Source organism: Radicibacter daui, assembly GCA_030657355.1.
Classification (GTDB): domain Bacteria; phylum Pseudomonadota; class Alphaproteobacteria; order Radicibacterales; family Radicibacteraceae; genus Radicibacter; species Radicibacter daui.
Genome location: CP131057.1, coordinates 283,471 through 309,678 on the forward strand (window position 1 = coordinate 283,471; position 26,208 = coordinate 309,678).

25 protein-coding genes are annotated in these 26,208 nt (G+C 63.6%); 18 read left to right on the forward strand and 7 right to left on the reverse strand.

Going from position 1 to position 26,208, the window contains the following annotated elements; translation table 11 throughout:
• Positions 1-140: 140 nt before the first annotated feature.
• Positions 141-1,349, reverse strand: a complete 1,209-nt coding sequence (locus QTL98_RS21110) for an MFS transporter (RefSeq protein WP_445682792.1) — start codon at positions 1,347-1,349, stop codon at positions 141-143.
• A 127-nt stretch (positions 1,350-1,476) separates the two neighbouring features.
• On the opposite strand from QTL98_RS21110, the gene QTL98_RS21115 reads away from it, so the two are divergent.
• The 9 genes from QTL98_RS21115 to QTL98_RS21155 all read left to right on the forward strand — a co-directional run bounded on the left by QTL98_RS21115 (position 1,477) and on the right by QTL98_RS21155 (position 10,905).
• Positions 1,477-2,424: an AraC family transcriptional regulator gene (locus QTL98_RS21115; RefSeq protein ID WP_445682793.1), complete on the forward strand. Its 948-nt coding sequence runs from the start codon at positions 1,477-1,479 to the stop codon at positions 2,422-2,424.
• An 87-nt stretch (positions 2,425-2,511) separates the two neighbouring features.
• Positions 2,512-3,354 carry a MurR/RpiR family transcriptional regulator gene (locus QTL98_RS21120; RefSeq protein WP_445682794.1) on the forward strand — a complete coding sequence of 281 codons (843 nt, stop codon included), beginning with the start codon at positions 2,512-2,514 and terminating at the stop codon, positions 3,352-3,354.
• Between the two features lie 315 nt (positions 3,355-3,669).
• Positions 3,670-4,716 (forward strand): TRAP transporter substrate-binding protein, encoded by a 1,047-nt coding sequence (locus QTL98_RS21125; protein ID WP_445682795.1) that lies wholly within the window; start codon positions 3,670-3,672, stop codon positions 4,714-4,716.
• A gap of 25 nt (positions 4,717-4,741) precedes the next feature.
• Positions 4,742-5,311 (forward strand): TRAP transporter small permease subunit, encoded by a 570-nt coding sequence (locus QTL98_RS21130; RefSeq protein ID WP_445682796.1) that lies wholly within the window; start codon positions 4,742-4,744, stop codon positions 5,309-5,311.
• Positions 5,308-6,612 carry a TRAP transporter large permease gene (locus QTL98_RS21135; RefSeq protein WP_445682797.1) on the forward strand — a complete coding sequence of 435 codons (1,305 nt, stop codon included), beginning with the start codon at positions 5,308-5,310 and terminating at the stop codon, positions 6,610-6,612. The genes QTL98_RS21130 and QTL98_RS21135 overlap by 4 nt, the downstream gene beginning before the upstream one ends.
• Positions 6,613-6,623: 11 nt before the next feature.
• A complete protein-coding gene (locus QTL98_RS21140; protein ID WP_445682798.1) occupies positions 6,624-7,316 on the forward strand; it encodes an aspartate/glutamate racemase family protein in 693 nt (230 codons plus the stop codon).
• 192 nt (positions 7,317-7,508) lie between these two features.
• Positions 7,509-8,057 carry a TRAP transporter small permease subunit gene (locus QTL98_RS21145; protein WP_445682799.1) on the forward strand — a complete coding sequence of 183 codons (549 nt, stop codon included), beginning with the start codon at positions 7,509-7,511 and terminating at the stop codon, positions 8,055-8,057.
• Between the two features lie 23 nt (positions 8,058-8,080).
• The gene (locus QTL98_RS21150) at positions 8,081-9,712 is read left to right on the forward strand and encodes a TRAP transporter large permease (protein ID WP_445682900.1); all 1,632 of its coding nucleotides are present in this window, start codon (positions 8,081-8,083) and stop codon (positions 9,710-9,712) included.
• A gap of 71 nt (positions 9,713-9,783) precedes the next feature.
• Entirely contained in the window at positions 9,784-10,905 is a 1,122-nt protein-coding gene (locus QTL98_RS21155) for a TRAP transporter substrate-binding protein (protein ID WP_445682800.1), read from the forward strand.
• 75 nt (positions 10,906-10,980) lie between these two features.
• Here the strand turns inward: QTL98_RS21155 and mctR are convergent, their stop codons facing one another.
• The 4 genes from mctR to QTL98_RS21175 are packed head-to-tail and all read right to left on the reverse strand — an operon-like array spanning position 10,981 to position 14,029.
• On the reverse strand, positions 10,981-11,655 hold the full coding sequence (mctR, locus tag QTL98_RS21160; protein ID WP_445682801.1) for a two-component system response regulator MctR: 675 nt from the start codon (positions 11,653-11,655) through the stop codon (positions 10,981-10,983).
• Positions 11,652-13,028, reverse strand: a complete 1,377-nt coding sequence (mctS, locus tag QTL98_RS21165; RefSeq protein WP_445682802.1) for a two-component system sensor histidine kinase MctS — start codon at positions 13,026-13,028, stop codon at positions 11,652-11,654. The genes mctR and mctS overlap by 4 nt, the downstream gene beginning before the upstream one ends.
• 49 nt (positions 13,029-13,077) lie before the next feature.
• Positions 13,078-13,869 (reverse strand): alpha/beta fold hydrolase, encoded by a 792-nt coding sequence (locus QTL98_RS21170; protein ID WP_445682803.1) that lies wholly within the window; start codon positions 13,867-13,869, stop codon positions 13,078-13,080.
• Positions 13,811-14,029: an AbrB/MazE/SpoVT family DNA-binding domain-containing protein gene (locus QTL98_RS21175; RefSeq protein ID WP_445682804.1), complete on the reverse strand. Its 219-nt coding sequence runs from the start codon at positions 14,027-14,029 to the stop codon at positions 13,811-13,813. The genes QTL98_RS21170 and QTL98_RS21175 overlap by 59 nt, the downstream gene beginning before the upstream one ends.
• A gap of 194 nt (positions 14,030-14,223) precedes the next feature.
• On the opposite strand from QTL98_RS21175, the gene QTL98_RS21180 reads away from it, so the two are divergent.
• Together QTL98_RS21180 and QTL98_RS21185 are read left to right on the forward strand one after the other, a co-directional pair.
• Positions 14,224-15,768, forward strand: coding sequence for an acetolactate synthase large subunit (locus QTL98_RS21180; RefSeq protein WP_445682901.1), 1,545 nt, complete (start codon positions 14,224-14,226; stop codon positions 15,766-15,768).
• Between the two features lie 131 nt (positions 15,769-15,899).
• Complete coding sequence (locus tag QTL98_RS21185; protein ID WP_445682805.1) at positions 15,900-17,015, forward strand: 5-methyltetrahydropteroyltriglutamate--homocysteine S-methyltransferase; 1,116 nt, start codon at positions 15,900-15,902, stop codon at positions 17,013-17,015.
• A 98-nt stretch (positions 17,016-17,113) separates the two neighbouring features.
• Here QTL98_RS21185 and QTL98_RS21190 read toward each other — a convergent pair whose 3' ends face one another.
• Positions 17,114-17,629, reverse strand: coding sequence for an SRPBCC domain-containing protein (locus QTL98_RS21190; protein ID WP_445682902.1), 516 nt, complete (start codon positions 17,627-17,629; stop codon positions 17,114-17,116).
• Between the two features lie 117 nt (positions 17,630-17,746).
• On the opposite strand from QTL98_RS21190, the gene QTL98_RS21195 reads away from it, so the two are divergent.
• From QTL98_RS21195 to QTL98_RS21225, 7 genes are all read left to right on the forward strand, one after another.
• Positions 17,747-18,649, forward strand: coding sequence for a LysR family transcriptional regulator (locus tag QTL98_RS21195; protein WP_445682806.1), 903 nt, complete (start codon positions 17,747-17,749; stop codon positions 18,647-18,649).
• A 296-nt stretch (positions 18,650-18,945) separates the two neighbouring features.
• Positions 18,946-20,121: an ABC transporter ATP-binding protein gene (locus tag QTL98_RS21200; RefSeq protein WP_445682807.1), complete on the forward strand. Its 1,176-nt coding sequence runs from the start codon at positions 18,946-18,948 to the stop codon at positions 20,119-20,121.
• 33 nt (positions 20,122-20,154) lie between these two features.
• Entirely contained in the window at positions 20,155-21,291 is a 1,137-nt protein-coding gene (locus QTL98_RS21205) for an ABC transporter substrate-binding protein (protein ID WP_445682808.1), read from the forward strand.
• 89 nt (positions 21,292-21,380) lie between these two features.
• Positions 21,381-22,202: an ABC transporter permease gene (locus QTL98_RS21210; RefSeq protein ID WP_445682809.1), complete on the forward strand. Its 822-nt coding sequence runs from the start codon at positions 21,381-21,383 to the stop codon at positions 22,200-22,202.
• Positions 22,199-23,047 carry an ABC transporter permease gene (locus tag QTL98_RS21215; protein WP_445682810.1) on the forward strand — a complete coding sequence of 283 codons (849 nt, stop codon included), beginning with the start codon at positions 22,199-22,201 and terminating at the stop codon, positions 23,045-23,047. Before QTL98_RS21210 ends, QTL98_RS21215 begins: the two co-directional genes overlap by 4 nt.
• A 15-nt stretch (positions 23,048-23,062) precedes the next feature.
• Complete coding sequence (locus QTL98_RS21220) at positions 23,063-24,121, forward strand: LacI family DNA-binding transcriptional regulator (RefSeq protein ID WP_445682811.1); 1,059 nt, start codon at positions 23,063-23,065, stop codon at positions 24,119-24,121.
• Positions 24,114-24,929, forward strand: coding sequence for an inositol monophosphatase family protein (locus QTL98_RS21225; protein ID WP_445682812.1), 816 nt, complete (start codon positions 24,114-24,116; stop codon positions 24,927-24,929). Before QTL98_RS21220 ends, QTL98_RS21225 begins: the two co-directional genes overlap by 8 nt.
• Positions 24,930-24,935: 6 nt before the next feature.
• Here QTL98_RS21225 and QTL98_RS21230 read toward each other — a convergent pair whose 3' ends face one another.
• The gene (locus QTL98_RS21230; protein ID WP_445682813.1) at positions 24,936-26,174 is read right to left on the reverse strand and encodes a sensor histidine kinase; all 1,239 of its coding nucleotides are present in this window, start codon (positions 26,172-26,174) and stop codon (positions 24,936-24,938) included.
• Positions 26,175-26,208 lie beyond the last annotated feature (34 nt).

Genomic DNA, 26,208 nt, shown 5'->3' on the forward strand with positions numbered 1-26,208 from the left:
TCCGGCGCTAACCAGTCGTCAGGCTGCCAGCCTTTCACGGATATCGGCAAGACCATCCACGGTGTGAAGGACGCGGGGCTGACATGACAAAACGCCCTGCCGGTGAGGGCAGGGCGTTCTGGTGGCCGGGGCCAGAGAGTTCAGGCGGCCTCTGCCGGATGGCTGCGTACGCCGGTGACGATGACGAGGGCGGCGAGCAGTAGCACCACGCCGCTGGCGCTGAAGACGCTGACCACATCGGCGGCGTTGAAGATGGCGCCGCCGGCCGCAGCACCGAGAGCGATGGCAAGCTGGATGGCCGCCACCAGGAGGCCGCCGGCACTTTCCGCCTCATCCGGCACGGTACGGGTAAGCCAGGTGGACCAGGCAACCGGCACGGCGCCGAAGGCAGCGCCCCAGAGCGCGACCATGGCAGCGTCCGTTACTGGCGAGTTGCCGAGGGCGGCTAGGCCAAGGCCGATGGCACCCATCACCAGCGGCATGAAGCTCAGGGTCAGGCGCAGGCTGCGCCCGGCCATGATGCCGCCAAGGAAGGTGCCGAGGAAATTGGCAAGGCCGAAACCGAGCAGGATGCCGGAGACCCCTTCGATGCCCACGCCCGCCACCGTTTCCAGGAACGGCCGGATATAGGTGAAGAGGGCGAAGTGGCCAGTAAAGACCAGCATGGCGCAGATCATGCCAAGGCCGATGCGCGGCCGGCCGAGCACTTCCACGAGGGTACGCAGGCGGGTATGGCCGCTGGGGGCCATGCGCGGCAGCGTCAGCAGCTGGCTGATGAAGGAAAGCACACCCAGCAGCGTTGCCAGCAGGAAGATGTTGCGCCAGCCCAGCATGCCGCCAAGATAGCTGCCGAGCGGGGCGGCAAAGATGGTGGCGGCCGAAACCCCGCTGAAGATGATGGAAAGCGCCCGCGGCACCATCGCCTCCGGCACCAGCCGCATGGCGGTGGCGGCTGACATGGTCCAGAACCCGCCGATGGCGATACCCAGCAGCACCCGGCCGACAAGCAGCAGGGCAAGGCCAGGCGCAAAGGCGACCATCAGGTTGGAAGCGATCAGCAGCAGGGAAAAGCCGAGCAGCAGATAGCGCCGGTCGAGCTTGCGGGTGAGGGTGGCGATGACAAGGCTCGTCACCAGGGCAACGACGGCCGTTGTTGTCACCGCCTGCCCGGCAAGCCCTTCATTGATGCCCAGGCTGGCGGCCATCGGCGTCAGCAGGCTCGCCGGCAGAAACTCGGCCGTTACCAGCGCAAAAACGCCGAGCGTGACCGAGGCGACGGCGCTCCAGGCCGGGGCGTGCGGCGCGGCGGGGCCGGTCAGCACGCGGTCGATGCATTCGCATTCGCTCATTCGCAAAAAATCCTTTCAGGCAAAAGCAAATGTCGGATGTCCTGAAGGTAGGGTGGATTTTTCGGACGTTCCATGCCACAAACTCCGAAATGATTGATCATTCGTCCGAAACCATAAAAGGTTGGCCATGATGGTGACGGGAGCCGATCTGCTCAGCGACCTGCTGCACGGTATGCGCCTTACCGGCCTGCAATATCGCCGTGTCGAGATTGCGCCGCCCTTCGGCCTTACCTTCGGGGTGTCGGATGCCCGCGCGCAGTTTCATTTCGTGGCGCGGGGAGAAGCTTTCCTGCGGCTGGACGGGGAAGGGGAGGCATCGCTGCTGCCGGTGGGCACGGCCGTGTTCCTGCCCCGGGGCGGTCGGCATGAGGTGCTGTCGGCGCCCGACGCACCGAGCCGCGATATCCATGATTTCGAAAGTGTCGATATCTGCCCCAGCGTCTGTGCCGTTCAGGCCTGCACGGCGGAGGAATGCGCCGGCGGCAAGACGGTTCTCTTCAGCGGCTGCATGGAGTTTGACCTGGGCGGCATGCATCCGCTGGTGGCGCTGATGCCGCAGGCGATGCGGGTCGACACCATTCTGGAGCGCAACCCCGAAATTCTGCCGATGCTGGAGGCCATGGAGCGCGAGGTGCGCCTGCGCCGGGCGGGTTATGCCGGCATCCTTTCCCGCCTGGCCGAAGTGGTCTCCGCGGCCATCGTGCGCGGCTGGGTGGAGTGCGGCTGCGGCGATGCCACCGGCTGGGTGGAGGCATTGCGCGACCCGCGCCTTGGCCGCGTGATCGCCGCACTGCATCACGACCCGGCCCGCAACTGGACGGTTGCGGAGCTGGCGGCCGAGATGGGCAGTTCCCGCTCGGTTTTTGCCGAACGTTTCCTCTCCGTTACCGGCGTAACGCCGCTACGTTACCTCACCGAACTGCGCATGCGCCTTGCCAGCCAGTGGATCGGGCGCGAGCGCATGCCCATCGATATCGCCGCCGCCCGGCTGGGTTATGGCTCGCAAGCCGCCTTCAGCCGGGCCTTCAAGCGGGTGGTGGGCTATCCGCCGGGAGCCTCCCGGCTCGCCGGATAGATCCCGGGGCAGCGGCTTTTGCTTGCCAAGCGGGCCGCAAGACCGAAGAGTGCATGCCCGTGAAACAGGATTTTCATAGGGTGTCCGATGGCTCTCAAGGAACGCTCCTTCCTCACGCGGGTGCGTCAGATATTGCCGGAACTGCACCCCGCAGAGCGTCGGCTTGGTGAGTTTGTCTGCGATTTCCCGGGAGAGCTGGCGAGTTATTCCGCGCAGGAGCTGGCGGCGCTGGCGCATGTCTCCAAAGCGACAGTTTCCCGTTTTGTGCAGCGGCTGGGGTACGCCAATTATGAAGAAGCGCGGCGCCATGCACGGGTGGAGAAGCAAACCGGCTCACGCCTGTTCCTGACCACGGCAACCGATGCTGCCGGCGAGCAGTCGATCGCCGCCCATGTGGCACAGGGCATCGCCAATCTGGAGGCGAGTTTTCTTGCCATCACCGAAGGCCAGGTGAGCGCGGCGGCCGAAGCGATCCTCAAAGCCCGTAAGGTGTGGGTTATCGGCTTTCGTGCCAGCCAGCCCTTTGCAGCCTATCTGCAATGGCAGATGACTCAGGTCCTCGAAGAAATCGTGGCCATTCCCGGACCGGGCCAGACGCTCGGGGAACATCTCGTCAGTTTGCGTCCGGAAGACGTGGTCATTGTGCTGGGCCTGCGCCGACGGGTAGCGCGCAGCGATCTGCTGCTGGAGCAGATCGAAAAATCCGGCGCGAAGCTGCTTTATATAACCGATGAGGGCGTGGCCTACCGCCCGGGCGCGGCCTGGCATTTTCGCTGCCAGACGCTGGCCCCGGGGCCGCTCTTTAACCATACAGCCGTCATGGCGCTCTGCCATCTGCTGACCACGCGCCTGATCGAGAAGGCCGATATACAGGGCCGTCGCCGTCTGCGGGATATCGAGGCGCTCAATGACAGCCTTGAGGAGCTGTGAGCGCCTTTTGGGCATCTGCACGAAATCAGCGGCTATTTATTAGCCATAAGAAATTTGAGTTCCACGGGGTCTCGGACTACGATCCTGGATCAGCGCATTGTAATACAACGTGAAATTATAGTTTCATATTCAATGGCATGAAAAATGCGTTTCCAGATGGTGCGTCAAAGCGCAAGATGCAGGGGAAGCGTGGCAAGGAGCGCAAGGCCGGCTTGAAGCCGTCTTGTCCAGCCTGCGCCCCTCATGCGGCGCTGACAGCGTGACTTCGAACTTCTTGCCGGGAGCAGGGACGCCCGGCCTTGAAAGGAAAATCACATGCTCAACCGCCTTCTGGCTGCCGCCGCCACTCTTGCCCTCGCCCTTCCGGCACTTGCCCTGCCGGCCTCGGCCGAAACCATCACCTTGCGGGTGTTGGGCCAGCCTTCCGGTTCCGGCCTTATCGCCCAGCAAAAGGAGCAGCCATTCTTCGAGAAGCTGGCCGAAAAAACCGGCCTCGACATCAAGGTTGAGTATCTGCCGGTCGATGTGGCCGGCATTCCGGATACGGATGGGCTGCGGGTGCTGAAATCCGGCCTTTTCGACATCGTCTCGATCCGTGGGCCGCAGGTGAGCCGCGACGAACCCTCGATCCTCGGGCTCGATCTCGTCGGCCTCAATACCAGCTTCGAGGCCGGCAAGAAGCATATGGCCGCCTTTGAAGGGTATGTGGACGGGCGGCTGCAAAAGCAGTTCGGGGCCAAGCTGCTGGGGGTGTGGCCGGCAGGTCCGCAGGTGGTGTTCTGCAAACCGGATGTCAGCAGCCTTGCCGACCTCAAGGGGTTGAAGGTGCGGGTGGGCGACCAGAGCGCGGCGAGTTTTGTTGCCAAGCTGGGCGCCACCGGCATTTCGCTGCCGTTCGGCGAGGTGCAGCAGTCGCTGGCGCGCGGCGTGGTGGACTGTGCCATTACCGGCCCGGCTTCAGCCAATTCCGGCGGCTGGCCGGAAGTGACGACCACCGTACTGCCGGTTGCCCTGCAACTGGCCGTCAATGGTTATGCCGTCAATCTCAAGAGCTGGGCGAAATTCCCCCCCGACCAGCAGCAGAAACTGGCAGATGCCATCGGCGGCCTGACCGCGGATATCTGGGGCTTTTCGCAGGCGCTTTATGAGGATGCCATGCGCTGCAACACCGGCAAGACGCCTTGCGAGCGCGGCAAGCCCTATCAGCTGAAGGAGGTGGCCGTGCCTGCCGGAGACCTTGACCTGGTTGCGGCGGCGGTCGGCGAGGTGTCGCTACCGATCTGGGCCAAACAGTGCAATGCCGTGGCGCCGGACTGCGAGGCCGCCTGGCGCAAATCCATCGGCGCGCAGCTGGGCATGTAAGGCCGCAAGGTCAGGGAGAGGAGCCATGCAGACTTATGCCCGTTTCCTGGGAGTGGTCTTCGGCGTGATGATGATTGCCCTCTCGGCGCTCATCACACTGGAAACCCTGCTGCGGAAGCTCTTTTCCTTCACCCTGGGCGGGGTGGACGAGCTGGGCGGGTATGCTATCGCGATTGCGGCGCCATTGGCCTTTACGGTGGCCCTCGTCGAGCGCTCGCATATCCGCATCAATCAACTTGCAAACCTGCTGAGGCCGCCAGTGCAGGCGGTGCTGAACGCCCTGTCGGCTTTCTCGATGCTGCTGCTCGCCGGATATTTTCTCTATTTCACCCTTGATACCGTCATCGAGACCGAGGCCTACAACTCCATTGCGCAGACGCCCTGGGCAACGCCGCTTATCTATCCGCAGTTGCTGTGGCTTGCAGCAATGCTCACCTTTCCGGCCGGCGCCCTCATCCTGGCGGCAAAGGCGGCGAGCCTGCTGCTGCGCCGGGACTGGCGCGGATTGCTGGCCGGTTTTGGCCCCGTTTCCGCCCAGGCCGAGCTTGAGGCGGAGCTCGACGATCTCAAGAAGCGCGAGGAATTTTCCCGATGAGCATCGCCCTCGTTGCCATCGGCTTTGCCGCCATGCTGGTGATCATGTTTCTCAGCCTGCCGGTGGCGGTTGCTATCATCGCGGTCGGGGCCCTTGGCGGTTATCTCATGTATGGCGCCCCACTCGTCGACATGATGGGCGGCGTTATCTGGTCGAGCCTTAACAGCCCATCCATGCTGGCGATCCCGCTTTTCATGCTGCTGGGTGAATTGCTGCTGCGCGGCGGCATTGCCGACCGGATGTATGACGCCATGGCTGTCTGGCTGGCGCGGCTGCCGGGCGGCCTTCTGCATACCAACATCGCCACCTGCGCCCTGTTTTCCGCCACGTCCGGCTCTTCCGTCGCTACGGCGGCCACGGTTGGCACCATCGCCCTGCCGGCGCTGGAGCAATATAACTACCGCATGCGGCCGGCGCTGGGGTCGCTGGCGGCGGGCGGAACGCTTGGCATCCTTATTCCGCCGAGCGTCAATCTGCTCGTCTACGGGTCGCTCGCCAACACCTCGGTGGGAGAGCTTTTTGCCGGCGGCGTGGTGCCGGGGCTGCTGATGGCAGCGCTTTTCTCCGTCTACATCTTCTTTGCCCATGCCAGGGCCGGGGCCGAAGCGACGGCGCTTGTGACCATGCCCTGGCGGGAAAAGCTCAGCCTTGCCCGCCATCTGGTGCCGCCTCTGATCATCTTTGGCGTGGTGATGGGTGCCATCTATGGCGGCCTTGCCACCCCGACGGAATCCGCTGCCATCGGCGTCATGATCGCGCTCGCCTTCGTCGGCCTCAATGGCCGGCTGAGCTGGGAGCTGCTGGCCAATTGTTCGCTGCAGGCCGCACGCACCAGCGGCATGGTGATGATCGTGCTCGTCTCCTCGCTGCTGCTCAACGTGACCATCTCGATGACCGGGGCGGCGCAGGCGATCACGCACTGGATCGCCTCCTTCGGCCTCAGCCAGCTGGCGCTGCTCCTCGTGCTGCTGGTGTTCTATGTCGTGCTCGGCACGTTCATGGACGCGATGTCGATGCTGGTGCTGACGGTGCCCATCGTCATTCCGGTCGTCGTTGCCGCCGGCATCGACCCGGTCTGGTTCGGCATTTTCATCGTCATCATGTGCGAGATTGCTCTGATTACGCCGCCGGTGGGGATGAACCTCTTTGTCGTGCAGGGTATCCGGCGCGACCGCGGGCCCTATTCGGATGTGACGCGCGGGGCATTGCCCTACGTGGTTCTGATGGCGGGTTTTACCGTTCTGCTGATGGTCTTTCCGCAGATCGTCACCTGGCTGCCGCAAACTCTGGCGGGGCGGTGATGAACCTTCCCATGACGGCGCAGGAAGCGCCCGCTCGGCTGCTGCGGTTGCTGGTCATTAATCCCAATACCAACCCGGCGGTCACCCGCCATGTCCAGCGGGTGGCGGAAGAGCTGGTCGGCCCTGACACGAGAGTGACGGTGGTGAATCCGCAAGAAGGACCGTTCTCAATCGAGACGGCGGCGGACAAGGCGGCGGCACTGCCACGGGCGCTCGATCTGATACGGCGGCATCGGGCGGTAGGCTATCACGCGCTTGCTTTTGCCTGTTTTGAGGATCTCGGCCTTGCAGAGGCGCGGGCCGTGGCCGGCATGCCGGTGGTGGGCGCCTGCGAGGCCGGCATCGCCGCAGCCAGAACGGTGGCGTCGCGCTTCAGCATCGTGACCACGGTCGCGGCGGCGGTGCCGACCATCAAAAACATGGTGCATGGGCTGGGAGCTGGCTCTTTCTGCGGGGTGGTTGCCGCCGGCATTGGCGTCGCTGCGGCCGCCGGCGCGGCGGCCCTCGCTGATGCGCGGATCGCCGCGGCCATTCGTTTGGCGATCGAGGAGCAAGGCGCCCAGGCCATCATCCTCGGTTCCGGCGGCCTTACGGGACGGGCCGCGGGTTTGCAGCGCCAGTTTGGCCTGCCGGTGATCGATGGCGTGGCCGCCGCGATCAAGATGGCCGAAGCCGTGGCGGCGCTGGGTTTGTTGCCCGACTGACGGCCCGGTCTTCCCCCTCGCATACCCGCCTACCCACTTCCCGGTAGATTCCGAAAACTAGTTTTCAAGCCAACTTGTGCGTGCGGACGTGTCTCCATATGGTCTGCCGATAACGGACCAGCCGCTTTGCTGCGCCTTTACCGGCGCGCACCTTCGTTTCACCGGCGGCCAGGTTCGAAAGGGGAGGAGACGATGCCGTTTTTGTTGGCGCTGTCGCGGGCGATCGACGCGATCAGTACATTTGTGGGCAAGGCTGTTTCCTGGCTCATTTTTGCTTCCATCCTGATCAGCGCCGGCAACGCCATCAGCCGCAAGCTCTTTGCGCTCAGCTCCAATGCCTGGCTTGAGCTGCAATGGTATCTCTTCTCCGCCGCTTTCCTGCTGGCCGCCGCCTGGACGCTTAAACGCTCCGAGCATGTGAAGGTCGATCTGCTTTATGGCCGCCTGCCGCGCAAGGGGCAGCTCTGGGTCGAGATTTTCGGCACGCTGTTCTTCCTCTTCCCGTTCTGCGGCATCACCGCCTGGCTAGCCTGGCCGGTCGTGATCAACAAATTCCTCTCCGGCGAGGTTTCCAGCAATACCGGCGGCCTCATCATGTGGCCGGCCTGGGTGCTGATCCCGCTGGGGTTCGGGCTGCTCGGGGTGCAGGGCCTCTCCGAACTCATCAAGCGCATTGCCATTCTCAGGGGCGATATCCCTGATCCCGCGCATGAGCACGACGCAGAAGCGGCTCATCACTAAGGAACGGGGAGCGACATAAAGTGATCATCGAGTTCCTTTCGGCCAATCTTGCGCCGATCATGTTCGCCGGGCTGATCGTCATCCTGCTGCTCGGTTATCCGGTAGCGTTTGCGCTCTCCTTCATCGGCTTCATCTTCGGTTTCATCGGCATTGAGCTCGGTGTTCTGCCGATCAACCTCTTCGGCGCCGTGCCGGACCGCATCTTCGGCCAGATGTCCAACGAGACGCTCCTGGCGATCCCGTTCTTCACCTTCATGGGCCTCATCCTGGAAAAAAGCGGGATGGCGGAAGAGCTTTTGGAGACAATCGGGCAGCTCTTCGGGTCGATCCGCGGCGGCATCGCCTATGCCGTGATCTTCGTGGGCGCGCTGCTTGCCGCGACCACCGGCGTCGTGGCGGCCTCGGTCATCTCGATGGGGCTCATCTCGCTGCCGATCATGATGCGCTACGGTTACGACCGGAAGATCGCCGCCGGCGTCATCGCGGCCTCGGGAACGCTGGCCCAGATTATCCCGCCCAGCCTCGTGCTCATCGTCCTGGCCGACCAGCTCGGCCGCTCGGTCGGCGACATGTATGAGGGGGCGCTTTACCCAGGCCTCGTGCTGGTGGGCGCCTACACGCTCTACATCATCGTCAACTCCATCATCAGCCCCAAGAAGGTGCCGGCCCTGCCGCCGGAAGCACGCACGCTCAAGGGCTGGCAGCTTGCTCGCAAGGTGGTGACCTCGCTGGTGCCGCCGCTGGTGCTGGTGTTCCTCGTGCTGGGCACGATCTTCATCGGCCTTGCCACCCCGACAGAGGGCGGGGCCATGGGTGCGGTCGGCGCGCTGATCCTGGCCGCCATCAATGGCCGCCTGAAGTTCGACCTCATCCGGCAGGCGACCTACGCCACCACCCGCCTTTCGGCCTTCGTGCTCTTCATTCTGCTGGGTGCACGCGTCTTCTCGCTCACCTTCTATGGCGTCAATGGCCATATCTGGGTCGAGCATCTGCTGGGTTCGGTGCCGGGCGGCGAGGTGGGCTTCCTGATCGTCGCGAACCTGCTGGTCTTCTTCCTGGCCTTCTTCCTCGATTATTTTGAGCTGGCCTTCATCATCATTCCGCTGCTGGCGCCGGTTGCCGACGCGCTTGGCATCGACCTCATCTGGTTCGGTGTCATGCTGGCAATCAACATGCAGACCTCGTTCATGCATCCGCCCTTCGGTTTCTCGCTGTTCTTCCTGCGCTCGGTCGCCCCGACCAGAGCCTACAAGGACCGCGTGACGGGGGCGACGATCCAGCCGATCACTTCCGGCCAGATCTACATGGGTGCCATCCCGTTCCTGTTCATCCAGCTGGCGATGATCATCGTCGTGATCGCCTTCCCCGGTCTGGTGACGCACTACAAGGACAACCGGCCGGTGGTCGATCCGTCCAAGGTGCAGATCAACATCCCGATGCCGGGCATCGATGGCGCCAACCCGTTCGGTGCCCCCGGCTTCGGGGCTCCGGCACCGGGCGACACTCCGGCCGCGCCGAGCTTTGGTGCTCCCGCCGGTGGCGACGCCCTGCCGGCGCCCAGCTTCGGCGCGCCGGCTCCTGCCCCCGAGGCAGAGCCCGTCAATCCGCTTCCGCCCCCTGCCTTCGGCCAGCCGGCCGGCGGTCAGGGTAACTAGCGGCCCCGGGGCCAACTGAGTTTCCGGCCCCTTCCAACCAGGCAACGATAAGACCCAACAGGAGGAGAATGATGGAAAATTCGATCGGACGCCGGCGTTTCCTCAGCGGCGGCGCCGTTGCCGGCGCTGCGGCGCTGGGAGCAACCGCAGTCAGCGTAGCCAAGCAGGCCCAGGCCGACGAGCTGCCGGAAATCAAGTGGCACCTCACCTCCGGTTTCCCGAACAACCTCGACACCATCTACGGCGGCGCCGTGGTGATGGCCGATGCGCTGCGCGCGATGACCGGTGGCAAGTTCGACATCCAGGTCTTCCAGGCCGGTGAGCTGGTTCCGGGCGGCCAGGCGCTGGACGCGGTCAAGGACGGTACCGTCGAGATCGCGCATACCTGCGGTTATTACTTCGTCGGCAAAGACCCGGCCTTCGCGCTCGGTTCGGCCATTCCGTTCGGCCTCAACTCCCGTCTGCAGAACGCCTGGCTCTACCATGGCGGCGGAAACGAGGCTTATGACGATTTCCTCTCCGCCTACAACCTGACAGGCCGTCCGGGTGGCAACACCGGCGTGCAGATGGGTGGCTGGTTCCGCAAGGAAATCAAGAGCCTCGCCGACCTCAAGGGCGTGAAGATGCGCATCGCCGGCGTTGCCGGTGAAGTCATGTCCCGCCTCGGCGCCGTGTCCGTCGTCCTGCCGGGCGGCGAAATCTACCCGGCCCTCGAGCGTGGCACCATCGACGCCGCCGAGTGGGTTGGTCCTTACGATGACGAGAAGCTCGGCTTCTACCAGATCGCGCCGTACTACTACTACCCGGCGTACTGGGAAGGTGGCCTCACCATCCACTTCTACATCAACAAGGACAAGTACGCGGCCCTGCCGGACGCCTACAAGGCGGCGCTTGATACCGCCTGTAAAGCGGCCAACATCAACATGCAGGCCCTCTACGACGTCAAGAACAAGGACGCGATCCGCTCGCTCGTCGGCAAGGGCGCCCAGCTGCGTCCGCTGCCGCGCGACGTGATGGATGCCGCGTACAAGACGGCGTTCGAGCTCTATGACGAGTACAGCACCAAGTCCCCGGCTTGGGGCAAGATGTATCCGGGCTGGAAGAAGTTCCGCCAGGAAGCCATGGAGTGGTTCCGTGTCGCGGAATACACCTATGACAGCTACAACTACGCAGCCCAGGCGGCCGGCAAGTAACCTGCCGCTGTCAGGTCTTTAAAAAGAACCGCCCCGGAAGCAATTCCGGGGCGGTTTTGTTTTGGACGGGGTGACTTAAAGCGAGCGGTCGACGAGGCCGTTTTCGATGGCGTAGCGGGTAAGGCCCGCCGTGGTGCCGATGCCCAGCTTTTTCTTGATGTTCTTGCGATGGGTCTCGACGGTGTGTTCGCTGATGCCGAGTTCGGCGGCGGCATCGCGGTTGCTTTTGCCGGTGGCGATCAGCAGCAGCACGGCCTGCTCACGCGTCGTCAGCACGATGGCCTCGCGCTCGTCGCGGTTACGCTCCAGCAGGGCATCGTAAACACCGGCGGAGAAGTAGGTGCCACCGGCGGCAACCGCCTCGATAGCCTTGACGATCTCGTCGGTGGAGACGTCCTTCAGGATATAGCCGCAGGCCCCGTGCATGACAGAGGTGGAGATATATTCCCGGCTGTCATGCATCGAGAGCATCAGCACACGGGCCGAGGGCAACTGCTCGCGGAAAAGCTCCAGCGCATCGATGCCGTTTACCTGCGGCATGTTGATATCCATCAGCACCACGGCCGGCCGGGTGGCGAGCGCCACCTCAAGGCCGGTGGTGGCGAGCGGCGCAGCGCCAACCACCTCCAGATGGTCATAGGTCTCCAGGATGGCGCGCAGCCCGTCCAGAACCAGCGGGTGATTGTCGATGAGCAGCACCTTGATCGGGTGCTGCGGGGCGAGGGCGGTTTTTTGCGTCTGGGCCGTCATGCGGCTTCTCCTGCTGCCGGCCGTGCCATCAGCGTTCCGACGGGCAGCTGCGCCGTCAGTGTGGTGCCCTTGGCCGAACTTTCCACCAGCAACTGGCCGCCGAAATGGGCCATGCGCTCCTGCATGTTGCGCAAGCCAAGGCCGGCGCGGCGTTTGTCGGTGGCGGCAAAGCCGCGGCCATTGTCGCTGATCTGCATCTGGATACGCCCGCGCTGGCTGGAGAAACGCACGGTCACCGCCGTGGCCCCGGCATGGCGCTCGATATTGGTAAGGGCTTCCTGCGCCACGCGGTACAGCGCGATGCGCGCCTCCGGCACCAGCATGTGCTTGAAGGCTACGCTGTCGAGCGTGGCGGGGATGTTGTTGCGTTCGGAGAAATTCTCCACCAGCGCCTTGAGCGCGGTGGTAAGGCCGAGGTCATCGATCACGCCGGGGCGCAGATCGTGCGAGATGCGGCGTACTTCCTTGATGGCGTCGTTGAGGGCGCCGGCGCCCTTTTCTATGGCGGCAAGTGCCTCGGGACTTTCCGCCGTCACGCGCCTTCGGGCCAGATCGAGCGCGTAGCGCACACCGACGAGGTTCTGCGAGATGCCGTCATGCAGCTCGCGCGCGATGCGCAGGCGCTCTTCTTCCTGGGTATCGATGACGCGCTGCGTCAGTTCCTTGAGCTTGGTATCGGCAAGGCGCTGCTGGCGTACATTGATGAACATGCAGGTAAAGAAGACCAGCAGCACCGAGGGGATGGCGATGATGGTGACGGTAAAGAAGGTGCGGGTGATGGTGGCGCGCAGATCGGCATCGGCCGCACGGGTCTTGGCAAACACGTCATCCAGATAGACGCCGGTGCCCAGCATCCAGTGCCATTTGTCGAGCCCCACAGCGTAGGAAAGCTTGTCGGCAACTTCGCCGGTCGAGGGTTTTTCCCATTTGTAGCGGAAGATGCCGCCGCCTTCCCTGGCCCGTTCGATCAACTGGGCGATGACATGCTTGCCATCCGGGTCGACGAGATCGATCCAGTTCTTGCCCGGGCGGAAAGGCTGGCGAGGGTGCACGACACCAAGGCCGTTATAGTCGTAGACGAAGAAATAACCGTCCTCGCCATATTCGATATTGCCGAGGATCTGCTTCACCTTCTCCTTCGCCGCCTCGTCATCCGGCCCGGCCGCATCATAGATATCCTGGATGGAGGAGAGGGCGAGCTTGGTCAGTTTTTCCAGCTCCGCCTGCTTGGCCTCCAGCATGTGGTGCTCGAAGGTCTCGATGCTGGCGCGCGCAAGATTGGTCGATTGCCAGGTGATGAAGGCGGTGATGGCGAGAATGGCAACGACCAGCGGGACGATTGCCAGCGCCAGGATCTGGAGCCGCAAATGCATGGGGCTGCTGCCTTAAGGATGCGGGGGAGTTCGAGTGATGATTAGCGGCTTATAGCGCGTTTTGACCGGCGAGGGCAGACGGTTGCGGTGGCGCAGCCGTGACGTCTGCAATTACCCGCCGCAGGACGTTCAGGAGAATTGCCGGTTGTTCGAGTGGCACATAGTGCCCGCAGCGGGGCACCGGCAAAAACGTGCCCTTCTGTGCGCTATTGGCCAATTGCGCGCTGTGGCGTGGGCCCGGCGCCGTATCATCCTCGCCCGATATCACCACAATCGGAGCAGCAAGCCTGCGGACGATATCTGACCGGTCGAGGCGACTGTGAAAGGCAAGGATGCCGTTGCAGAGCGCCTGTCGACCCTGGCGCAACGCAACCGCGCTTGCTGCGGCGATAACAGGGGCGGCGGTTTCTTGTGAAAAAAGCGGCGCCCAGTAGCGCCGCCAGGCGGGCACGACATCGCCTTGTGCCAGAAGCGCAAGAGCGCTGTCTCGCAGATTCGGGTCGTGGCGATGGGCCGCTTTGGTGCCGATAAGCACGAGAGCAGCAACCCGCTCCGGCGCCAGGGAGGCTACCTCAATGGCACAGGAACCGCCAACCGAACAGCCGACGACAATCAGCTTTTGCTGTTTGACCGGTTCGAGAGCCGCCTTGGCCCACTCTTCCAGCGAGGCGCCATAACCATAAAGCGTCGGTGCGTAGGTGGCGCCGGGAAGTATGCCGCCAAACGCATCCCACATGCTGCCATCAAGCGGCAAGGCGTGCAGAAAGAGGATGGCGAGATCGTCATTCATGCCCATTACGATCGCGGAAACCTTCAGTTCGAGCGTGGCGCGCCATTCCATGCAGGCTGTCCCGATCAGGGACCGGGATAAGCAGCAGCCCTTCACCCTTGGGCAGAAATACAAATTCCTGTCCTGCCTGCCAGTGCCGGGCGCGGCAAATAGCTTCAGGAACAACAACTTCGAAATTATTCGAGAGGGTAGTCTTATTGCGATTTTCCATGGCAGCCCCTGCCGATATCAGAGCCGCAACACTATAGCATGGCAACCACGGTGCCGGATGCCCAGGCACCTGCCTGCCAGCGGTATTTTATCCTGCCGTGACCACCGGCCCTGTGCCATTTTCCCTGCCGAACCTGATTTGACGTTGCAGAGAGCTGAACGGAAAAGCCGATGACTGAAACCCTCTCCATCCCGATGAACGGCGCCGAAAGCATGGTGCGGACCCTGCTGGCGAGCGGGGTCGAGGTGTGTTTTGGCAATCCGGGCACCTCGGAGATGCATTTTGTCAGCGCGCTCGACCGGGTGGAGGGCATGCGCGCGGTGCTCGGGCTGTTCGAAGGGGTGGTGACGGGCGCGGCGGATGGCTATGCGCGCATGGCCGGCAAGCCAGCGGCAACATTGCTGCATCTGGGCCCGGGCCTCGCCAATGGCGTTGCCAATCTGCACAACGCCCGCAAGGCGGGCACGCCCATGGTCAATATCATCGGTGATCATGCCACGGCGCATCAGCGCTATGACGCGCCGCTGACCTCCGATGTGGAGGCGATTGCCCGGCCGGTATCGCACTGGGTGGCGCGGGTGCGCGGTGCGGCGAATGCTGCGGCCGATGTGGCGCGAGCGGTGCAGGCCGCCCGGCAGGCGCCGGGCCAGATCGCGAGCCTTATTTTGCCGGCGGACAGTGCCTGGGATACGGCGGACGGGGTGGCGCCGGCCTTGCCGGTGGAAGGGCCGGCGGCGGTCGGCGAGGGGGCCATCGGCCGCAGCGTTGCCGCCCTGCGTACCGGCGGCAAGGTTGCCTTTCTGCTGCGCGGAGCGGCGCTGCAGGGGCGAGGGCTGGCGGCGGCGGCCCGGATTGCGGCGGCCACCGGCGCCCGGCTTGTATGCGATACCTTTGCCCCGCGTGTGGAGCGTGGCGCGGGCCGTGTGGTGGTGGAGCGGCTGCCTTACCGGCCAGAGCCGGCCATCGCCTTCCTGCAAGGCACCGAAACGCTGATCCTTGTGGGTGCGCAGGCGCCGATTGCCTTCTTTGCCTATCCGGGCCAGCCGAGCGAACTGACCCCGCCGGGTTGCCGCCCGCTGGTGCTGGCCCATCCGCATGAAGATGGTGTAGCGGCACTGGAAGCGCTGGCGGACGCTGTTGCCTCCGGCCCTGTCGCAGCACCGGGCCCCCGGCTTTATCCGGCGCTGGAGCGTAATGCCGCCTTCGGCGCCGAAGCCGTGCTGCGGACGGTGGCGCATCTGCTACCCGAAGGGGCGATTGTGAGTGACGAAACCATCAGCGCCGGTTTTCCGCATTACGCGCTTTTTGATGGTGCCCGGCCGCATGACTGGCTGCAGCTGGCCGGCGGGGCTATCGGCGACGGCATGCCGGTGGCTACCGGCGCCGCCATCGCCTGCCCGGGCCGCAAGGTGGTGAACCTGCAGGCCGATGGCAGCGCCATGTACACGCTGCAGTCGCTGTGGACGCAGGCCCGGGAAAAGCTGGATGTCACCACCGTGATCTTTGCCAACCGGGCCTATCAGGTGCTGGTGGAGGAACTGAAGGGCGTGGGCGCGGGCACGGCGGGCAGCAAGGCCTTCTCCATGCTCGACCTCAACAATCCCGCACTCGACTGGGTGCAGCTTGCCGGAGGCATGGGGGTGGAGGCCGTACGTGTCAGTGACAGCGCCGGCTTTGCCGATGCCTTTGCCGCGGCGATGAAGCGGCCGGGACCCTTCCTGATCGAAGCGCTGATCTGATCTGTCGCCAACACCGATTGTTCGCATCCCGCACTTGTTGCGGCATTTCGAACAAGGTTGCAGGCTGCGGCAACACGAAGCGCCCGATCTTGAAAACAGGGCCATAGGCTACAGGGACGGAAAAGATGGTGATGAGACAACCGATCACGCGCGCCGACCATGTCGGCTCGCTGCTGCGGCCGGCATCGATCAAGAAGGCCCGAGAGAAGTTTTACGGCGAAAAATCGATTTCCGCCGCCGAGCTAAAGGCGGTTGAAGATGAGGCCATCCGCGAGGAAGTGCGCATCCAGGAATCGCTCGGCCTCAAGGTCGTGACCGATGGCGAGGCGCGCCGCTCCTTCTGGCATTATGACTTCATGGGCGGGCTCACCGGCTTTGAGCTGGAAGAGCGCGCCCCTTCCGAAGGCGTTCAGTTCCACGGCGTCAATCTGCGGCCGATCTTCCCGACCATCACCGGCAAGCTCGATTTCCCCGACGATCACCCGATGCTGGAGCATTTCAAATATCTGGCCTCGGTGACCAGGGTCACGCCCAAGATCTCCATCCCCGGCCCCAGCTGCTGCCATTTCCGTACCGCCAAGGCCGATATTCATCCGGCCGAGTATGCCGATCTCGACGTGCTGTTTGCCGATCTGGCGAAGACCTATGCCAAGGCTGTGAAGAAGTTCTACGAGGCGGGCTGCCGCTATCTGCAGATGGATGACATCTTCTTTGCCTATCTGTGCGACCCGAAGATCCGCGAGCAGAAGAAGGCGGAAGGGCTGGACCCGGACTGGCTCATCGACCATTACGCCAAGATGATGCATGACGCGATCAAGGACCGGCCGGAGGATATGCTGATCGGCATGCATATGTGCCGCGGCAATTTCAAATCCACCTGGGTTGCCGAAGGTGCCTATGACCCCGCCGCCAATGCCGTTTTCAACAAGACCGGCATCGACGTGTTCTTCATGGAATATGACAGCGAACGGGCTGGCGGGCTTGAGCCGCTGAAGCTCCTGCAAAAGGGCAAGCAGCGTGTCTACCCCGGCTTCATCACCACCAAGGTGGCCGAGCTTGAGAGTCTCGACGACCTCAAGCGCAAGTTCGATGCGGCATCGAAATTCGTCGATCTCGATCAGCTGGGCATCGCGCCGCAATGCGGCTTCGCCTCTACCGAAGAAGGCAATTCCATCACCGAGGATGACCAGAAGCGCAAGCTGGAGCTGGTGGTGAAAACGGCCGAAGCCATCTGGGGCACGGCCTGACAAAGGCCTGATGCCGACCGGTGGTATCGGAGCCCGGCCTCGTCTTGAGGGGGAGGAGGCCGGGCTTTTTATTGATTATAATCAAGCGGCGGCGTGTGTTAGCTGGCACGGGCCTTCAGAGCGGCGCCGGCGAGACCGACAATCCATTCCTGATGCGCATTCAGCATCGGGTTCGGCAGGGTGGCGGCAAGGTCACGCGCCGGTTGTCCGTTCTGTGTCTCCTGGGTCAGCAGGCGGACACGGCCATGCGGCAAGTCCTCAAACAGCCAGGCGTGATGGACGTCGAGGCGTCCCTCCGCATCACCCTCGACCCAGCCGTGCCAGGCAATCCGGGCGGGCTTTCCTTCACTCGGCGCTTCAAACTCCGTCACTTCCGCTTCGACAGGAAAGCCGAAGGTCGTGAAACGGAAACGGGCACCGGCGAAAAGCGTGGGGCCGGGACCATTATGGAAGCGAATGTCCGATGCGTTGCTGTAATAGGCAGGCCAGAGACCGGTATCGACGAGGCAGCCCCATACCTCGGCGGCCGAGATTCCGGCGATGGTGATTTCGTTGGAAACATAATTATCGGTGAAGCCGGGAAGGTAGCCTTCGGGCCAGACGATTCTGCTCATCATTCAAGCTCCTGAATTGGATTGGTCGGCAGGGAAGCTGTCCTGGCGACGAATGCTTGACAGATGAAACCGGCCAAGAAATAAATCCAATCGCTATTCATAATTTCTGACATCATTGTGTCTGATATCAGGGCAATCGATCTCAATCTGCTCAGGGCGCTGGACGTCTTGCTTGATGAGCGCAATGTCACACGCGCAGCGCGTCGGCTGGGTCTGACCCAGCCGGCTGTCAGCGGCATGCTCACGCGCCTGCGGGACAGTTTCGCTGACCCGCTGTTTGTCCGTAGCCAGCGCGGCATTATTCCCACGCCACGAGCCTTGGCGCTTGCCATGCCATTGAAGCAGATACTGGCGGAGGTGGAGGGGCTTTTACAGCCGGTCTCTTTTGATCCGGCCGTTGCTGCTTTTACCCTGACGCTAGCGGCGACAGACTATGCGATGAAGGCCGCTGTATTGCCGCTACTGGCGGTGTTGCGACAGCAGGCCCCGGGAGTAATCGTTGCCGTCAGACCGGTTGAGGATGACCGGCTCCCCGCCCAGATGGAAAAAGGCGATGTCGATCTAGCCCTGCTCACGCCCGACACGACGCCCGAAGGGCTGCGCAGCCGGCGACTTTTTGATGAAGGGTATGTTTGCGTCATGCGGGCGGGCCATCCGGACGCGGCAGCAACCGGGCTATCGCTGGACCAGTTCTGTGCGCTTGATCACGCCATCATGTCCCATAGCGGCAGTGTATTTCAGGGGGTGACAGATACGGCGTTAGCGGCGCTGGGACGAACGCGGCGGGTTGTTGCATCCCTTCCGAGTTTTCTTGTGTTGCTCGACTTGCTTCGCAGTGGCGACCTCATTGCCATCGTGCCGCGTCGTCTGGTGGCAGGTGTCGAAGGGCTCGTTTATTTCGAACCCCCGCTGGCGATCCCGGGCTTTACCAAGGTAGTGGCATGGCATGAGAGAACCCATCACGATCCTGCGCACCGATGGGTCCGCTCCCTGCTTGCGCAACTATGTGCCGCCGGCTGATTTTTACTTTCGTTACCGCAAAAATGGCCGCACACTTTCCGATAACGGCATGGCGCCACAGAGCGCTGGCTGAGGGAGGAAAGGCAAACTGATATCGGCAAAAGCCGGACAGTCCGCCAAAACGAAAGCGAAAGTTCAGTGATTGCAAAGGCTTGGGCTTGTATGCCCGGGCTGTCACAGGAACTTCCGCGGCCTGTCACAAAAGTTTTAACGACCGGCTCTATCTTCCTTTCAGCGGCGCAATTTTACGACTCGATGCACAGCTGTGCATCCGTGCGCTTGAGGGATGGAAAGAGATGGGCGAGGCGTTTTTAAAGCTGGAGCAGCTGACCGTCGGATACGGTGCCAACACCGTTCTGCACAGCATTGACCTTGCCATCCGGAAGGGTGAGTTCGTGGCACTGCTGGGCTCGTCAGGCTGCGGCAAGACCACGCTGCTGCGCGCCATCGCCGGCTTTGTGCCCCCGAGCGGCGGCCGGGTGGCCGTCTCGGGCCGGGAGGTAACGCAGCTGCCGCCGGACAAGCGCGGCATGGCGCTCGTCTTCCAGTCCTATGCCCTGTGGCCGCATATGACGGTGGCGCAGAATATCGGCTACGGCCTCAAGCTGAAGCGCCGGCCAAAGAGCGAGATCGCCGCCCGGGTGGCGGAGATGGAAAATCTGCTCGGCCTGCAGGGGCTTGGTGCGCGCAAGCCCGGCCAGCTGTCCGGCGGGCAGCGCCAGCGTGTGGCGCTGGGGCGGGCGCTGGCCATCGACCCCGAAATCCTGCTGCTCGATGAGCCGCTCTCCAATCTCGATGCCCGCATCCGCCTGACGGTGCGGCATGAAATCCGCGCGCTGCAGCGGCGCCTCGGCATCACCGCCATCCATGTGACCCATGACCGGGAAGAGGCGATGGTGATGGCCGACCGGATCGTGATCCTCAAAGACGGGCACATCGCCCAGCAGGGCACGCCGGAGGAAATCTATAACCGCCCGGCCAGCTCCTTTGTCGCGGCCTTTCTGGGCGCGGAAAACCGCCTGTTGCTGCAAGCCGAACGGCTTCCCGGCGGCAGCGGAGGCGGCATCGGCGAGGCGGTGCGCATTGCCGCCTCGCCGGTTTCTGCCGAAGCCCTTCTGCCGCTCGCCGGGCGCGATCTTCAGTCCGGCCCCGTCGAGGCTCGTTTCCGCGCCGAGGCCGCCGAGTTGCTGCCGGCACAAGCGGGCACGGCGCCGGTGGACGGCGCCCTTACCCTTTCCGGCCATGTAACGGCCGTCAGTTATCCGGGCGGGCAGTGGCGCCACGGTGTGAAGGTGGGGGAGGCCGACATCCAGGTCGATGCTCCCGCTGCCTTTGCCGTGGGCGACGCTGTCACCGTCCGCATCAAATCCGGTGATCTCTTTCTCTACCCGACAGAGGGGGGCGCGTCCCGCCTGGCGGCCATGCCGCCGGAGGGCGTGGGGAAGCGGTCAGCGGAGGTAGTGGAAGCCTGACCCTAATTCCTGAAGCCAACTGGAGACGCACTGATGAAGACCCTCATCCAGGCAACGCTGGCCTTCGGCCTCGTCGCTTCCCCGGCCGCGGCGGCGGAACTTACCGTCATGACCGCCGGCGACCAGAATATGGTCGACTATGTGAACCAGTATCTGGGCCCGCTTTTTGAAAAGCAGAACCCGGGCGTAACCGTGCGTGCCGTGGGCACCGGCCCGGGCGATGCCGGCTCGCAGAAGATCCTCGAGCGTTTCGAGGCACAGTCCAAGGCCGGTACCGCCACCTGGGATACCGACGTGGCCGTCGTGCATGAAAAGTTCGTCGGCCCGATGGTCAAGGGCGGTTATCTCGACAAGTATCGCGGCGACATCGCCACCGGCACGCTGGTGACCCGTGACAATGCCAGGATGGCGCTTGGCTCGAACGTCGATGGCTATGTCATGCCGATGTTCAACAGCCAGACGGCGATTGCCTATAATCCGGCCCTGGTGCCGAACCCGCCGAAGAGCTACGCCGAGATCGCCGAGTGGGCCAAGGCCCATCCCAAGCAATTCGGCTATAACGGCATCAAGGGCGGCGCTTCGGGCGTCAGCTTCGTCATGGGCTGGGTTTATGCCTTCGGCGATGGCGATGCGAAGAAACTGATGAACGGCCCGTTCGATGAAGCCGAGACCAAGAAGTGGGACAAGGCCTTTGCCAGCCTGCGTGACTTCACCAAGGACGCCACGCTGACCCCGGGCAATGCCGGCACGCTCGACCTGCTGAGCCGCGGCGAAATCGCCATGGGCCCCGTCTGGGTCGACATGTTCTACTCCTGGCAGGCCAGTGGCCAGTTGCCGCCGGACCTCAAGCTGGTACTGCCGGCCCCGGGCATGCCCGGCCAGCCGATGCATTACGTGATCCCGGAAAAGACCGCCAACAAGGAACTGGCCGAGAAGTTCGTGGCGCTCGCCACCAGCCCGGAAGTGCAGGCTGAAGGCATCGTCAAGCGCTTCAACTGGTATCCGGGCATCGATGCCCAGCATGTCCAGGCCTCGCTGGATGCGGCCACCTGGAACAAGCTGTTCAAGGACATCACTCCGGAAGATCTGGCCAAGTACGGCAAGCCCTTCCCGATTGCTCCCTACAACAGCGCTATCCTTGAGGCTTACGAGCGTCAGGCGATGAACTAAGGCCGGTTTCCGGCTCAAGGACTGGCCGCCGGCACCCTTCGGGAGTGCCGGCGGCCCCCGCTTTCCCGATCTGGAGGGCTCGTCAGCCCATGCCGCAAAGATTGCTCGCCCTCTTGTTTGTGCTGCCGGCACTGGCCGTCATCGTGCTGTTGTTCATGGTGCCGCTGGGGGCCTCCCTGATTGGCGCGTTCGAAAGCGGCGAGGGGTACGGGATCGCCAACTTCATCAAGGTGTTCGAGCTTTATCGCTGGGATGTGCTGTTCACCGTTATGGTGGTGCTGCTCTCCACGCTGCTGATCGGTTTCTTTTCCACCGCCATTGCCGGTTATCTGACGCTCGGCGAAAACCCGCGCGCCGTTGCCGTGCTGCGCTGGCTTTATCGCTGGCCGATGTTCGTGCCCTTCATCGTGGTGGGGCAGGTGCTGCGCACTTTCCTCGCCAAGAACGGGCTCATGAACAACATCTTCATCGAACTGGGCCTGATGACGCCGATATCGGCAACCAGCTTTCTGGACTGGCGGGGCATCGTCATCGCCTTCGTGTGGAAGCAGGTGCCGTTCGTTGCCCTGCTGGTGGCCGGTGCGATGGCCTCCATCGACCGTGGCACCATCGAGGCGGCACGTAACCTTGGCGCCTCGCGCCTGCGTATTCTCGTCGAGATCGTGGTGCCGCAGATCGCCACCACGCTGATGGTCGGCCTTGTTCTGTCCTTCGTCACCATGATGTCGGTGCTGTCGGTGCCGCTGATGATCAATGCGCAGTCCCCGACCATGCTGACGGCTGACATCGCTTTCCGTATCAACTCTTATGGCGATTATGGCGTGGCCAATGCGCTTGGCTTCGTTTCGCTGCTGATCACCGCCGGCGCCGCCTGGATATATCTGCGCCACAGCGTCAAGGAGCGGGCATGAGCATCCTGAATTCAGTATCGCCTGCCCGCAGCGGCCGTTTCGGCATCGATCTCTGGTGGGTGCCGCGCGGCATCCTGCTCGGCGCGCTTGCCTTCGCCATCTTCGGCCCGCTTGCCAATCTCCTGATCTGGACGGTAACGGAGAAGTGGTATTTTCCCCATGCCCTGCCGCTGGAATATGGTTTCAGCAACTGGGCGAAGGTTTTTGCACCGCGCGGCAATGCGCTGGAATCGCTCATCAATTCCGTGATTGTTGCTACGGTCACCGTGATTGTGGCGCTGGCGCTGGCGATCCCCTCCGGCTATGCGCTGGCGCGCCTCAAACTGCCGCTGCGCAGCCTCATCCTGCTGGCTTTCCTGGTGCCGCAAGCCTTTCCGGAGCTGCCGGTTTTCGTCAATGTGGCACGCATGTTCTATGAGCTGCGATTGAACGGCACGATCCCCGGTGTGGTGCTGGTGCATGTCACGCACGGGCTCGTTTATGCTGTCTGGATTGCCACGGCGGCCTTTGCCGCCATCGACCGCGATCTGGAACAGGCGGCGCGGTCCATCGGTGCTTCGGCGCCGCGCGCTTTCATGGATGTAACGCTGCCGCTGGCGGCGCCCGGATTGATGGCGAGTGCCATCTTCGTTTTTCTGGAATCGCTGGACGAGTTCACCGGCAGCTATTTCGTCGGGGCGCCCGACGTCAATCTGATGCCGCTGCTGCTCTACTCGGCAGGGGCCGGCGGCAATTACCAGATCGCATCCATCACCGCACTGTTGCTGCTCATTCCGTCCATCGCCTTCATGGCCATCGTCGAACGTTTCCTCAGGGCCGATGTACTGGCCCGTGTCGGACATTAGGGGAGTAGGGCAGGTATGGCCCAGGACCGCAAAAAGGACCGCAGCCAGCCTGTCGGTTTTGTCAGCGCGCAGGACGTGGCGCTGAAGGCCGGCGTCTCGCGCTCGGCGGTTTCCCGCGCCTTTACCCCCGGCGCCAGCATCGCCCCCGCCACGCGGGAGAAGGTGATGGAGGCGGCACTGGCGCTTGGCTATCAGGTCAATGACCTTGCCCGCGGCCTGCTTTCCAACCGCAGCCGGCTGGTGGGGCTGGTCGTCACCAAACCCGAAATCGGCTTCCGGGCCGAGCTGGTGGCGGCGGTGACCAAGGCGCTGATTGCGCGCGGCAGCGTGCCGATGCTCATCAATACCGGTCAGACCGAGCAGGAACTGGCGGATGCCCAGCGCATGCTGCTGGGGTACCGGGCCGAGGCGACGATGATCCTTTCCGGCTCGCCGCCCTCCGATTTTGTCGATCTTGCCCGCCGAAACGGCCAGCCGCTGGTGGTGCTGGGCCGGCAGGAGCCGGGCGCCGACCATGTGCGCATCGACAATACCCTTGCGGCCCGGCAGGCAGCCCGGCTGCTGGTTGGTCGCGGGCTCAAAAATCTGGCCGTTATCGGCTCGGCAGCAGGCACGCCCAGCATGGTGGAACGGGAGCGGGTGTTTTGCGAAGAAGCCGCCCGGCTGGGGGCGGTCACCGGCATCGCACGCGGAGAGGATGCCACCTATGAAGGCGGGATCGAGGCTGGCCGGGAATTGCTGGGGGCGGGCGGTGCCGTGCAGGGCATCTTCTGCGCCAACGACTTGCTGGCCTTCGGCGTGATGGATTATGCCCGGCATGAGCGGGGCCTTTCCGTGCCGGGTGATATCTCGGTCGTCGGTTTTGACGATGTGGCACAGGCGGATTGGTCTTCCTACCGCCTGACCACCTTTCGGCAGGATCCGGTCGCCATGGCCGACCGGGCAGTAGACGTACTGGAGCGGCGCCTTGTTGACCCGACCCTGCCGCCGATGCAGGAGACGATCGAGCCGGTGCTGATAGAGCGGGCGAGCGTGATGGCCGCTGCAAAGACGGGAGCTGGCAACCTTGCCTGACAGCACGACGCCGGGCCTTGCCGCCCGGCTTGCGGTGGCGGAACCGCTGATCCGGGAAGCCGGAGCCCTGGCGCAGTCCTGGTTCGCCGATCTGACGGCGCTCGGCACGACCGAAAAAGACAACGGGCAGGATGTGGTGAGCCTCGCCGACAAGGCGGTTGAGGCCCTGATCCGCACGCAGCTGGAAGCGGCTTTCCCCGAAGATGGTTTCCTTGGCGAGGAAAGCGGTTTTGAGCCGGGGACGTCTGGCTATCGCTGGGTCGTCGACCCCATTGATGGTACCAGCTGTTTTGTCTCCGGCCGGGCGGACTGGTGTGTTTCCATCGCACTTATGGCCGGAGAAGAGACCGAGTTCGGCCTGATCTTCGCGCCGCAGGCGAACGAGCTGTTTGAGGCCGTGCGGGACGGCGGAGCTTTGCTCAACGGCCAGGAAATCAGCGTCAATCACCATGCAAGCGTGCAGAATACGCTGATGGGCGTGGGCGCCAATTTCCGCGTACCGGTGGCAGAGGCCTGGCGCTTCGTGGCCGAACTTCTGGAGGCGGGCGGCATGTTCATCCGTTCCGGCTCCGGCGCGCTGATGCTGGCCGAAGTCGCCTGCGGGCGCCTTGCCGGCTATTACGAACCGCACATCAATGCCTGGGATTGTCTTGCCGGGCTCTGCCTCGTGCGCGAAGCCGGGGGCTGGACCGCACCGTTCGGCACCGGTCCCGGCGGGCTCAGGGCCGGCGGCCCGGTGATCGCCGCTGCACCGCAGGTGCGGGAAGACCTTATGGCGCTGATCGGGAAGGCAGCCGGGCCGGCGTAAGGGCGCTCAGCCCTGTCGGGCCTGCAAGATCGGCAAACGCAGCGTCACGCAGGTGCCTTTTCCGGGCCGGGTCCAGCTGATTTCGGCGGCGATGGCCTGGGCCCGGCGCATCTGGCTGACCAGCCCCTTGCCACCGCCCACTTCCAGCGCACGCTCGGCATCGAAGCCGCGCCCGTTATCGGTGACCGAGACATAGACATTGCCGGCATCGGCCCGGGTTTCCACCAGCACCTCGGTGGCACCGGCATGTTTGATAATGTTGGCAATCGCCTCCTGCAGGATACGCAGAATGTGCAGCGAGGTGCGCGGGTCGAGCCACTCCAGCGTGGGAACAGGGCGCACCTGCCAGCTGAGCACAATACCGGAGCTTTCAAGCCGGGTGCCGAGGCGAAAACGCAGCGTCGCCAGCAGCAGGAGCAGGTCGGCATCGACCGGCTCCAGAGAGTCGATGGCCAGCTTCAGGTCATCGATGCAGCTTTTCAGCACATCCGCGATATCAAGCTCGGCAAGGCGGCCGTGTTCCACCACACGCAGGGCGCCGAGCAGGGATGAGCCAAGGCCATCATGCATATCCTGCACAAGGCGCTGGCGCTCTTCGGCCAGGGTCTGGCGCCGCTCGATTTCGCGCAGGCGCGCGTGGCTGTCGGCCAGTTCGAAACGCACATCGATAGCAGCCCGCGCCGCATGGGAGCTGTTGATCGCCTGCCCGGCCATGGCGATGTAGTAAAGCACGGCGGCAACAGCCAGCACGCTATAGGCGGGGTCGCCCAGCAGCCAGAGCTTGAGCGCGAAGGAGGCGAACTGCGGCAGGGTGAAAGCGAGAAATTGCGGCAGCACCGGGGACTGGGTGGCGACGGCGGCGGCCACCATGCCGCAATAGGCAGCGATGACCAGCACGAAGCCGGTCTGTCCGACAAGGCCGAGGGTCAGCCAGGGTAAAAGCCCCCAGAGCAGCCCGTCGACCGCGTTGAGAAGGCCGAGCGCTACGGCGGTGCCCCGCGCTTCGCCTGGCACCAGCCCCCGCGCCAGCTTGCGGCGGACATAGAACTGGAGATTGAGGTTGGAGACGATAACGCCGGCGCACCAGAAGCGCAGTGCCAGCGCATTCTGATCGGTGCTGAGCGGCCAGAGAAACAGCAGCGCGATGACCATCGAGGGCCAGGTGCTGCGGAAATTGCCCATGATGAGGCGCAGCTGCTCGACGAGGATGCGGCTTTCGGCGAGGCGGAAAAAGCTGGTTATCATGCAGGCGGTCTTGCGTCCTGAACCGGGTTTCATT